The sequence below is a fragment of the Moorena sp. SIO4A5 genome (assembly GCF_010672005.1).
Taxonomy (GTDB): Bacteria; Cyanobacteriota; Cyanobacteriia; order Cyanobacteriales; family Coleofasciculaceae; genus Moorena.
Genome location: NZ_JAAHHZ010000164.1, coordinates 1 through 12207 on the forward strand (window position 1 = coordinate 1; position 12207 = coordinate 12207).

Genomic DNA, 12207 nt, shown 5'->3' on the forward strand with positions numbered 1-12207 from the left:
GAAGTAAAACTTTGACACAGCATCTCGAAGAGTTATTCAAAGTCTTGCTGCCAGCTATCATTAACCGTCCTTATGATATTCGGATTAGCTGTCAGTATGCCTTTGCTTTAGCTAGCAACACTAATGATGAGGAACTGTTAGCTTCCTTACCTGTTTTACTAACCCCTCGATTTACGGTTCAAAAGTCTGGGGATTCCACGGATATGTTAGCAGTGACTCAACAGCTGCGAACAAATATTGTCCGAGAAATTGACAATTGGCAGACTCAGAAAAACCCCAATCAAACCAGGGGACGATATCTGTTTAGTTTTAGTTTCTTTTCCAATCCAGAAAATGTGAGTACTACGGAGAATCCTAACTTGCCTTTGTTAACGGTGGAAAACTTGAATCTTTTGCTTACAGATATTATCGAGGAATAGTTATAGCAATTATTATAGCTATGAGGTACAAAGCGATCCCCCTAAATCCCCCTTAATAAGGGGGACTTTGAGGTTAAAAAGCGTACGTCATAACTCCAAGAAACGCTATAGTTATAGCAATTCTCAGGAGGAGTGAGCGATATTGCTTATCCTTTTAAGGCAAGAGGAATCCCGCCTAACACCCCAAGGCTGTTTCATTGTCGGATAGAGCTGTTGACAACAATGGTGATCGCTGTGATGTCAAATGCCAGCGGTCACTCGATTACGTCAATAAATGGAGTTTGCCTGATGTAAGCAATACTCCTTGAATCATAACCTGCTCGAAAGTCCTGAATGTGATGCGCTATGCCAAGTATGGATAGGGTGAGGCAGGGTTCAGAATGGAGTGCGTTCGGGGAGCGGCTCTGAAGAGCATCGCAGAGCGGCTTTTCAGAGTATCGCTTTTGTCTAATGATTGGGGGTTGGGGGGCTATAAAGACTGCTGTCTTCAGGCTGATATTTCTAAATGTTAAATTCGCCAGCAGTATCAACTTTGGGGAACTTTGATAGTAGAAAACTTAAACCTCTCTCCATCCCTCAATGATAGCCATCAAAATGTTAACTAGCGGGTGGTCTATGGCTTCCTTAAAAGCTTCTTTTCCTCCTGCTTCGAGAGCATTGATTACCTTATCTTTTAGGGGTGGGTTCTTATCAATTTTGTCTGCAACTTCACCTAAAACTGTCATCTTTTCTTTGTATGTTATAGTAGGATTAGTCTGGAATAGTTGCTCCAGGAGTTTCTGAATTTCAGCTGCTGCTTCCGCTAGGCTTTGTTTTTGCTCTGGCGCAGACTTGTACTGGTTTATTATTATATCCCCTGTATTTTTTCCACTTACAATTTCCTGTGTACCTTGATTGTCAACACTGCCAACAGGAGCATAGAAGTTGTTCATAGTATTTAAAGATGGATAGTTGTTTAAGTACTTATTAGATTTATTTAGCTATATTGACTATTATTCAATTTTAATATAGTGCATTATTGTGCTAGTATTATGTTAGTTTACTTTATTTGATCCACTTACATTTTTCTGTGTACCACGATTGCCAACACTACCAACAGGAGCATTAAAATTTTTGACATGTAGATGTAAATTCATATAAATATTATCAAATTTGTTACTATCTAATTTTAACAATTTATTTGTTGAATCAATTATTGATTGGAAATCTTTATTATCTTTAATAAGTTCTTTGATATCTATATTATTTTTGTTTTTATAGTAGTTTTCGAAAATGTCTCTCTTGAACCTTGCTTTATTTCCCATAAATGGTAAAGATAGCTCTACACGAAATATTTTTTCATTTTGATCATTATGTTTATGTTTGTGAACTGTTACGGATATTTCTTGATTAAATTTTAGTTGCTTTAGGGTATACAGAAAAATTACAAAATCAAACTCGCTCTCACTGTATTCAAAAATAGTAATTCGCGAATAAAACAAATAAACCAATAAACTAATTACACTCAAAAGCAAACTAGTAAAAGCAATATATGGTAGTTTTGTTGGATTTGCTGATATCTTGTTAAACAAGACAAACCCTTCTTTTGTTAAGCGCTTATCTAACTTTTCTTTTTCATCTTTTATAAGCTCATTAATATATTCTTTGAACTTGTAGTTGCCCTCTTTTATAACCATTGCGTAGTCTTCGGATTTAAACTCGGATAAATATCTATCTCGGGGGTATAACACATATTTTGATGGCTTAAAATTCTTGTCTTTTTTTAAATAGCCCTGCAATAAAATGTCATCGCTGGCAAAAGCATCAATATCGCCTTGAGCTAAAGCCCTAATACCTTCTTCTCTGGTCTCAAAAATTTTGGGGTTGAGTGGTTCTATCTCTTTAATTGTTGTCGTGTTTACAGTTACTCCTATATTTAAGTCTTTAGGTAATGATTTTAGATTTTTAATCTTACTTTTGTTTACTAAAATCCTTATTCCTGTTGTCAAAAAATGATTGCTAAAAATTACTCCATCATTATTAAAATAATATTTTTGTTTTCTTGTGTCTGGACCACACTGAAGGTGTACAATTCCCTCACGAACTGACTCAAATCGAGGATTTTCTAAATTATTATTGAAGATAGGATCTAGCGTTATTGGTTCTTTATTCAATCTAAAATCATTGTTCAGCTTTTTTACCAACTTGACTGCAAAACCATAGCAAAAGTTAAGTTTTGGATCTTCGTATCCAGTACTAATAGGGTAAGAACTTGTTCTTATACGAACTATTAATTTAGGATTTTCTTCTTCTATAAATAGGTTTAAAATGTCCTTTTCTTGGTTAGTTTGAGCAGCACTAGGATAATCGAAAAAAGTTATTGCAGCTATTGAAAGTAAAATTGTGATGAATTTAAGATAACCTCTATTGACTTGACTTAAGTTTTGATTTGCGTTCCTTGGCCGAGATTTAATAGTGTTTAGCATGGTTTCTTCTCTTGAAATACAATCAATAGTTTGGGTTTTGCAAGTACTAACTTTCTTGTAGACGATGCGGTATTACGAAGTGCCTGTTATCAAATCAGAACACATCTAATATCAGATCATACGATTTATGTTTTTCATAGAAAATTTAGCCTTTTTAACTTGGAGTTAATTCCAAGTTAATTGCTACTGAAAAACATCAAAAATTAACTCAAAAAACTTGTTTAATTGCGCTTTATAACTGTAGAGTAAACATATCTAATTTGCTGACTCCTATGTCAACAAGCGCAATAGGGTCTGATTTATTGATAAGATGCGTTTACCCTGTTTTATAACGGGTGCATCTAATATTGAAAATGTTGCTTAGGATACGTTAGGGGGGCTTGCCCTCATTTTCAGACTCGTGCCAGCCTTGGGACAATCTGCCGTGTAACGCACCACCGGGTTAAACAGCTTTTAGGAGATGTACCCTTTATAACTGAAATTACGTTTCACCAAATCCCTAAGATAATCCGGAGGAAATTGGGACTTTTTGCAAAAAGTTTTTTGACAACCCAGATACAAATGTTATTTTGTATTGATGCTGAGGGGGTGACATGAGCCCTGAAAAGCTTACTAGATAAGGCTTTGATGCCAATTATCTCAGGAAAGATAAACTCCCAAATTGACCCTTCTTTGATTTTATGGACGCTCAAACCCTTATAACATAGTCCAAGGAAGCGCCCAAAACAGCATGTATCTTTTTGTAACAGATGGGCTGAATATCTTACGCAGTAAGGATTTTAGCTTGCATGTCACCCCCCCAGGTATTGATGCTATATAGTTGTCAAATTAAATGGTCAAAATGTGAAGATAATCAGATTATTGAAATCTGTGAAAAAAATATGAAAAAAGTGTGAAAAATGTGGAGTTTCGCATGACTTGAAAAGTGTTACGTTATAACCTGAAAATAAATCGGACTATGATTTGGCGTTAGTCATAGCCCGACATTTTTGATTCTGTTTACTATTGTTTGTGTCATTTCAATAATAAACCGGAACTTCCATGGCTTTAAGCGTTGGCTTTTAGCACAACTACCGTAAATCAAGGAATGTAGGCTACGAAGCAATTAGGTGACTCTAAGAAATAGCTGATGTAGTGATTACTACTGCCAATATTAGCTAACTGACCTACTTCACACCCTGTAAGGCTTCTCGTAATCCCCGCGACAGCCATCGAAAATTAACCCTTGATTCATTTTCTGGAAGCTCAAACCCTTATAACTACGTCCAATGTAAGCCCAAAACAGAATGTGTATTCTTGCAACTTATGGGCTGAAATTATTACCCAGTAAGGATTTTAGCTTGCATATCACCCCCCAGCTCAAAATAATTTTCCGGAGTCATTCACAAAACAATTGTATGCATCTTAAGCAAGGTAAGCGCAAGAATCAATAAGCTGTATTTTTTGAGAAAAAGACCGCGTTATTCTCAACAACTTAACTCTATTGCGAGTAAAGCTCTACGAGATTAGAGGGGTTTTGAGCCACGATCAACCGATATCCAGCCAATGTAAATTATGGGCAATTTTTTCTTGCGCTCACCCTGGCATCTTAAGTACGTAAATATTTTAAGAGGCTTGTTGCCATGAGTCGGAATATTTTATTAGTTGGGATTAATACCTACAGCTATAAACACCTCAATAAATGGAAGAATCGTCTGAAGTTCATTGGCTTTGGATTAATTATTCCCATTGGTTTAACAGTATATCTTGGATTTGCAGTCAAAAAACAGGCAAAGATAAGGGAACTTTGGTATAGTTTTGAAACTTATTATCATAAAAATGCTCAAGACAATGCTAAAATAGAGGATATTTTAGCAGCAAGAACTAAGTTTATCCAAATACTTCAAGAATTGGTAAAAGTTAATATTAATCTAAATAATTTCAACTTTAGCAGTATCAATTTAGGGGGTAGTAACCTCAGCAGTGCTAACCTCAACAGTGCTAACTTCAACGGTGCTATTCTCAGCAGTGCTAACCTCACGGATACCAATCTCAGTGGTACAAACCTCAGGATTAGTACCCTCAACGGTGCTATTCTCTCGAATACTGACCTCAGCCATACAAACTTGATCAATACTGACATAACTGCTGGTTTATTGTTAGCTTCTACTGATATAAACATCCCAAAAATTAAAACTGATAATTATAATATTTCAAATAAAAAGGTGGTTTTAAAAAAATTAGCACAAGCTCTAAAGCTAAAACAGCTAAATCATGGGCACTTATCTAATGAAGCCTGTTACCAAGTCACCATTGACTACTATAATATGCAACAAGCAAATGAACAAGTAAAGTTGGATAAACTTAGTCTAAAAACTGCTGAGTTGTTTTTAAGAGATCAACAACTTTTAGAGGAAGCTGGTCTAGGTACGTATAATGAGATATTATCCTTTAAAATTGATTTAGAAATTGCCCAGCAAGAAGTCAATAATGCTTTGCTACAGCAACAAATTTATCGTGGTCGATTAGCAAATAGCCTAGGTTTGTCTACTTCGACTAAAGTTATCGTGAATGATCCTGTAAAAATAGATGGGTTGTGGCATTTAACGCTAAAACAAAGTATTACCAAAGCTTTGAATAATATAGATAAAAAGCAACAACAGCACCGCAACCAGATAAAATTTAAAATAGAAGAACTTTTTGCCAAAGTTAACTATTATCTTGAAAATATTGATGTAAGAAATAAGATTTCAAACATGACTGAAGAGAAGGTTAGACTTGCACGATTGAGATTCCAAGCTGGTTTCGGTGATTACTCTGATGTAATTAAATCTGAAAAAATACTACAAGAACAGGAAAATAATCGAATTAGGGCTATTTTGGATTACAATCGATCTTTAGCTGAGTTAAAACAAGCGGTAATGAAGGGAAATTGCCATGAATGAAGTGCCAATCATAGATGTAAAGTTTTGACTTTCCTTTTTAATTTAGCACAAGAATGATGTGAGTATGGTGCAAAACTTGTGTCTGACTGAGGATAGCACTAAGTCGCATCAACGGAAAGAACAATTCGCCTTAAACGGGATGTTGGTCAGCCTGAATGACTAGGAGCGTTTGTGCTGTCTTAATTTCAGAGTGCGATCGCGCTTGACAAATTGTAAACTGTATCCAAACTACGTCGTAACAAAATAGATAAAAATTATATTTACCTACTACCGGGAAAGTTAATGTGTATGATTCTTTCTACAGTGGACATGCTGAATGCATTCCATGTCAAATTTTTTGATTACGTATAAAATAATTAAAATATGTATCAAAATACACAATTATTTACGGGATAATTCTCCCCATTTCCCGCTTTTACGGACTCCCAGGGCTTGCGCGTAGCGCTATAAGACTATACCTCTGACGACTCTCTCAATAATTTGTTACAAAATTTTTTAAAATATGCTATAATATGCAAATTTTTATGCTATAATCAAAGTGTGGACAATCAAATCCACGGGAAGAGCCAGCCTGACGTACTTGCAAGGGCGAAGGCTGGCTCTGGCTACCCCTTAAAGTAAAGGAGATAACTTCATATTATGTTGTATCGTCCAAGCCTATACCCATGGGTCATGGTTCGCCTATTACCACCGATGCCACCAGTCGTTTTCCCTCGGTTCCGCAACTGTTGTGATGCCAAAGGTTATTCCCAGACCCTGAAACAGCTGGTGCCTGATGCGAAGTTTCTAATTATTTTCGATATACCCCTCTTCTGTCAAACTCGGGTCAAACCCAGATTTTTCCTAGGCTGAAATGACGCCAATTGGTTCGATTGTCCCAAAATGACAGAACAGGGATAATATAGCACTACGCATTTAGATGTTTGACATTGTCTTGATGCAAAGCGCGAGTGGGGGAAACCACGGCAGTCGCTCATGGTTAGAAGTTACCGTAAGACAGGCTCGCCTTAATCAATAAGTTTTACCCCTTTTATGCATAGCCTACCAACCATAAAGGCTCAACTGTCTAAGGTTTCGTCTCCGGGGGGAACCCCCAAGACCGCGCTGCCTCCCCAAGACCGTAATGGTGCGTTTGACCCATTAAGAATTAAATTCGCTTGATTGTCGCACCTCTGCATCGCTCCTAAACTCCGAAACTTAGTCATAGCTTACTTTTGACTTCTGAGTTTTAACTTCTGACTTGCCCGTAGCGCTATAAATCGACAAACCGGCTTATATCAATGTCCTAACTTTAATGGGTAGTGCTATAATTTTGTGTGTTATTGTTTGCATTTTGGTTCTGGTCTTAGAAGTACAAATAAGATTTGTTTATTTTAAATTGAAACTGTGTGTATAACTCCTAGAATATAGAAGTAGACCAGTTTTTTGTTTTTAATTATGTTTATTTGTTTAATTATAAGTTAAATCTGTAGTTAATGTGTTTTTAGCTATGTATTTATGTAAGCCTAACTAAATTGCTTTGTTTATAATCAATTTTGTGTGTTATAACCAATAGCAAATAGTAACACTGATAGATAGTGGGGCAATGGAAAGTCAGGTTGGTTTTCAATCCGACTTTGATGGCGATGATTTTTCATTGACGGCAGTAAAAGACTACAGTACAATGACGATATGCAAAGCGACCGCACCTTTTTAGACAGGGAAGTGCGATCGCTGAAGTAAATGATTTGCAGTAAATCAGTTATATCTTAACCATGAAAGAATACGTTACGCACGCAATAATCCAGATCGGGACTTTTAAAAAATTTGATGGCTTCAAGACTAAGGAAGGCATGTACGTAATGTCTCAAACCCAGACAGCGGAAACCGTTGGAGAGAACAAGCAAAACGTGTCAGATTTTTTGCGCTCAAAAGCATTCAAAACCATATGGGGAGAGGGGTTTACGAGTCAGACTTTTGAAGTAGAAGATTCAACTCAATTAATTGGACAACCCAGGATTAATGGATTGCCACTGAAAATAGTAATCATTTATTGGAATTACCGTTCTTACAGGGGTAACAAGGAAGCATACAAGATCCTTAGTGTACTAGCCTTGGATTCTCTAGAGGATCATTTTCGTCATGCTTTTGGTGAAACGGCGACAATGGAAGAACGACGTCAACGAATAGATGCTTACGTGCAGGAACTAGAAGAAAGGTTGAATGCAGCCAACGAAACCATCGCACAGCAGGAACTGGAGTTGCGGCAGTCCTGGGAAGAGTATGATGTCCAGCAATCTTACCAGGATGAGTATGATCGCCAGCTCCGGGAACATGGCATCAACCCTTGGGCAGTTCCAAACACCGAAGACGAGCATTTATGATTTTTGAACTAGCAAATTTTCCCAAATTAACAGCGATCGTAATTAATTACTTGTCTTTGATGCGAACGCGCCCCGCGTGGCCTACGGCCAATCGCTTTTTTTGATGCTTTCATGCCAACTAGGGTAAACGCATAGTACATCATGGTAAATATTTTAGACTAATTTTTAAAAATCACATTAAACAAAACACCAATTATAGTAAAAAAGAAGTACATTAATACTGGAATTAATGATTGAGTCAGGTTTGAACGAAATCTCTTGTTATTCAGCTGGTAATTATCAAGGATATGTTCAACCCTTTCTCCTAATCGTGTATCTTTATTATATATTTCTAGTAGTTTTATATGATTTCTGGCAGTTAATTCATCATAAATACAAAACAATACATATTGTATTCCAATTAAAGCCAATATGATAACATAGGGATATACAGATTTATCAACAATCATGATTATAATTTTGATTAAAAAATTTACACCTTTGTTTATATAAAAGGTGCAAAGGAAGCGCAAAAATAATTTGGGTTTGAGCCTCTAATGTCTTTTCCAGAGTGGAATAAGACCTATCGTTCGACGGAGTTGTTTGCGTTTTTTGCCAACCGAGTTATGTCACCCTCGCGTCCAGATTACCGAAAGCATCTAGACCGGCTCAACTTATCAGCCCAGAGTTTTGATTTGATGGAATTTTTAGGAAGGAGCGAAGGAAATCGACAAACAGATAATTTTAAAGTTTTTCCTTATCCAGACCTCGACAGTGACGGGAAATACCACCTTTGTTTTCTAGTACATGGTTTGCGTCACTTACCAAAGTGTTCTATGGATCGCATAGGGCAGCTACAAGTCGGTGATCCTTTGTGGTTATGTCACGAGTTTCATAATCCTTATGACAATAAGGCTTTAGCGTTAACCACAGAAGATCATTATCACCTAGGGTATTGTCCCCGCTACTTGTCACACGATATACTTAAAATTTTAAGGCATGATCCAAGTTTAGTAGAAGTGAAAGTAGCAAAGGTAAATTTACCTCCTTCTCCGCTCAAGTCTCGGTTATTGTGTGAGATGACTTATTCAGGTTCAAAGGAATACGTGCCGTATGATCACAAGATCTATCAGCCCTTAACTAAGGAAAAAGAAAAGTCGAAAAATTTGCTTTTCCCGATGTAAGTAATACTCCTTGAATCATAACGTGCTCGGAAGTCCTGAATGCGATTGGCCGTAGGCCACGCTACGCGAACGCATTCAGGTACTATAGCGTTTATAGGATTTATGAGGTACGCTTCTCAACCTCAAAGTCCCCCTTGATAAGGGGGATTTAGGGGGATCTTTTTGTACCTCATGGCATAGAGAATTGCTATATATAGCTACGGCGGTTTGCATAACTATCAGCTACACAGGATTGTTTTCCCTATTCCCTATTCCCTATTCCCTATTACCTATTCCCTATTACCTATTCCCTATTCCCTATTACCTATTCCCTATTCCCTGCTCAAGGAAAGTAGTTAAGAGCCGATTTACGAGGGAACCTGTAAGTCTAAAGCCCCGTCTTTTCAAACCGGGGATCAAGACTCATAGCGGTTTTACCCGCTGTGATAAAAATATTTCTAGAGAATCGGGAATCTTACTAATGGCGTTGTAGTAGAAGGTATAGGAGAGTTCAGATCGAAACTGATGATTATCTTAGAGTTCAAGGTCGTTAAAAAGTCTCTATCAACTAGAACCCATACCTGTAAGTGTGGATCCTAGGTATATCGAACTCAGGTAAGTTGAGTTTGTGGCACAATTATTGATCAATTTTTCTCTAAAACTAAAAAAATGTCTCATACCACCATGTCTAACAAAAATATAAAGAGAATTTTCACTTTTGGTATAGCTGTTGCGTCTTCTGTGCTTGCTTTTGCCAGTACTACTAACGTTGCCCAAGGACAAACAAATTATCGCCTCAAAACCATGTTTACGGGCAGTGATAAATGTTTAGATATCATTAATGATGCTAACGACAATAAACCGATTATGGCTGACTGTGGTAATTATTCAGGACAATATTGGCAAATAGTAGCAACAAACAAGTCTGGATATTATCGCCTCAAAACCCTATTTACGGGCAGTGATAAATGTTTAGATATCATTAATGATTCTAACGACAATAAACCGATTATGGCTAACTGTGGTAATTATTCAGGACAATTTTGGCAAATAGAAGCAACAAACAAGTCTGGATATTATCGCCTCAAAACCATGTTTACGGGCAGTGATAAATGTTTAGATATCATTAATGATGCTAACGACAATAAACCGATTATGGCTAACTGTGGTAATTATTCAGGACAGTTTTGGCAAATACCTAATTTTTAACTAACTGTTTGAACTAGAAATTACCCTTTCGGGCAGGGTTGTTTAATTGTCGGGTAGAGCCGTTGACAACAATGGTGACCGCTGTGATGTCAAATGCCAGCGGTCACTTTATTACGTCGATAAACAGAGCTTGACCGATGTAAGTAATACTCTTTAAATCATAACCGGCTCGAAAGTCCTGAATGGGATTTGCTATGTCAAGTATGGATTACAAATGAATGATTACGATGAAGCCACAACAATAACCCTTCTTGATCAGCACATTCCTAGAAGGAGTTTTGTGATGGGGAGAAATTCCTTGTTAAAAATTCCTGTTCCTTAGATATTTGTGAACCGCAATCGTAGTATGATTATATCGATTTGGGAAATCAGCCTGATTTTAAATTTGCCAAAGACATCACCCTAAAGTTAGGAATAGATAATTTAGAATTCAATGCTAAAACGAGCACTTAGTCTGAGATTTCTAATCGAGTGGACGATACCAACAACCACGGGTATGATAATTACTATTGCGTTATGGTTATCGCTAACTGAAAATAATTTTTATGTGTATTTGTTCATGCTTATACCGTTTTGGCCAGCGATCGCACAATGGGTTGTTCTGCGACGTTACATTTCCGACGCTTGGTCATGGGTTGTGCGGACTGTGTTAGGAGCCTACGTTGCCATACCAACCATGGCTTTTTTCTATTCTTGGTATCTAAGATATCAATCTATATTTGTACAAAATCCAACTATCCGATTACCCATGACCTGGACAGCATCTATCCTTACGACCCTAATTGGTTGCGTAGTGATATCTTGGTTCCAATCGGTAGCTCTTTCTAAGCATACGACTCGGGCAGGTTGGTGGATTGTTCTTAACAGCTTAGTTTGGACTGCATTCTCTAGTTGGATAATTGAGATTGGTGCTCATGATTTTATGAACGATCTTAGGAACTACAATTCTCCTTATGCCTACGACTACAATATAACTGGTGAGATGGCAGTAAAACTCATAATTTTAATTATTCCCATCGCCAGCTTGATCCAAGGTCGTATACTTGTATGGTTATTCAACTCCCCTAAGGAGTCCAGGTGATGACCTTTGATTTTATATCAGTTATAAAAGATAAAGAAAAGTCATCTTATTTCTGTTAATAGGTCTTATCGGGACTTGAATATTTTCGGTATAGCACTACCCATTAAAGTGTTTGACATTGATACAAGCTCAAACGCTAATGCACGTAAACTTTTGCCTCTTGCCTCTTGCCAATGCCATTGCGCGTAGCGCTATAGCAGAAGTCAGAAGTCAGAAGTCAGAAGTCAGAAGTCAAACTCTTGCGCTTACTTAGGTTTGAGACTTTTGTCATGTCCGCGCCTGCCCTGGCGACTGCTATATAAGACTGTACTTCTCCCGACTCTCTCAATATTTTTTTACAAAATTTTTAAAAATATGCTATAATATGCAAATTTTTATGTTACAATAAAACCGTGGACAATCAAATCCACGGGAAGAGCCAGCCTGACGTACTTGCTAGGGCGAAGGCTGGCTCTGGCTACCCCTTAAAGTAAAGGAATCGGGTAAATCTGCGGGATTACTCCCGCTTCGTCCCCAAGGCACCGTGCGAGCGAGTCTCCAAGCACACGGCGCGCCCAACTTCTTTAGAACACGTTTTCTTTTGCGACTTACTTTTCCTTGAATC

At 37.4% G+C, this 12207-nt stretch carries 11 protein-coding genes; 8 read left to right on the forward strand and 3 right to left on the reverse strand.

The window, feature by feature from the left end; genetic code table 11:
• The coding region (locus tag F6K57_RS30190) for a hypothetical protein (RefSeq protein ID WP_293071889.1) at window positions 1–419 on the forward strand (419 nt) is incomplete at its 5' end.
• Between the two features lie 557 nt (window positions 420–976).
• Here F6K57_RS30190 and F6K57_RS30195 read toward each other — a convergent pair.
• Both F6K57_RS30195 and F6K57_RS30200 read right to left on the reverse strand, forming a co-directional pair.
• Window positions 977–1351 (reverse strand): hypothetical protein, encoded by a 375-nt coding sequence (locus F6K57_RS30195; protein WP_293071890.1) that lies wholly within the window; start codon window positions 1349–1351, stop codon window positions 977–979.
• A 102-nt stretch (window positions 1352–1453) separates the two neighbouring features.
• A complete protein-coding gene (locus tag F6K57_RS30200; protein ID WP_293071891.1) occupies window positions 1454–2884 on the reverse strand; it encodes a transporter substrate-binding domain-containing protein in 1431 nt (476 codons plus the stop codon).
• 1622 nt (window positions 2885–4506) lie between these two features.
• Here F6K57_RS30200 and F6K57_RS30205 point away from each other — a divergent pair.
• Together F6K57_RS30205 and F6K57_RS30210 are read left to right on the forward strand one after the other, a co-directional pair.
• Window positions 4507–5808, forward strand: coding sequence for a pentapeptide repeat-containing protein (locus tag F6K57_RS30205; RefSeq protein WP_293071892.1), 1302 nt, complete (start codon window positions 4507–4509; stop codon window positions 5806–5808).
• A 639-nt stretch (window positions 5809–6447) separates the two neighbouring features.
• Window positions 6448–6660: a hypothetical protein gene (locus tag F6K57_RS30210; RefSeq protein WP_293071893.1), complete on the forward strand. Its 213-nt coding sequence runs from the start codon at window positions 6448–6450 to the stop codon at window positions 6658–6660.
• A gap of 206 nt (window positions 6661–6866) precedes the next feature.
• On the opposite strand, the gene F6K57_RS30215 is transcribed toward F6K57_RS30210, so the two are convergent.
• Window positions 6867–7013: a hypothetical protein gene (locus F6K57_RS30215; RefSeq protein WP_293071894.1), complete on the reverse strand. Its 147-nt coding sequence runs from the start codon at window positions 7011–7013 to the stop codon at window positions 6867–6869.
• A gap of 549 nt (window positions 7014–7562) precedes the next feature.
• Here F6K57_RS30215 and F6K57_RS30220 point away from each other — a divergent pair.
• From F6K57_RS30220 to F6K57_RS30240, 5 genes are all read left to right on the forward strand, one after another.
• Window positions 7563–8171: a hypothetical protein gene (locus tag F6K57_RS30220; protein ID WP_293071895.1), complete on the forward strand. Its 609-nt coding sequence runs from the start codon at window positions 7563–7565 to the stop codon at window positions 8169–8171.
• A gap of 536 nt (window positions 8172–8707) precedes the next feature.
• Window positions 8708–9334: an HIRAN domain-containing protein gene (locus tag F6K57_RS30225; RefSeq protein ID WP_293071896.1), complete on the forward strand. Its 627-nt coding sequence runs from the start codon at window positions 8708–8710 to the stop codon at window positions 9332–9334.
• A gap of 207 nt (window positions 9335–9541) precedes the next feature.
• On the forward strand, window positions 9542–9673 hold the full coding sequence (locus F6K57_RS30230; protein ID WP_293066360.1) for a hypothetical protein: 132 nt from the start codon (window positions 9542–9544) through the stop codon (window positions 9671–9673).
• A 309-nt stretch (window positions 9674–9982) separates the two neighbouring features.
• Window positions 9983–10522 carry an RICIN domain-containing protein gene (locus tag F6K57_RS30235; RefSeq protein ID WP_293071897.1) on the forward strand — a complete coding sequence of 180 codons (540 nt, stop codon included), beginning with the start codon at window positions 9983–9985 and terminating at the stop codon, window positions 10520–10522.
• Window positions 10523–11081: 559 nt separating this feature from the next.
• Window positions 11082–11603 carry a hypothetical protein gene (locus F6K57_RS30240; protein ID WP_293023061.1) on the forward strand — a complete coding sequence of 174 codons (522 nt, stop codon included), beginning with the start codon at window positions 11082–11084 and terminating at the stop codon, window positions 11601–11603.
• The last annotated feature ends 604 nt before the right edge of the window (window positions 11604–12207 follow it).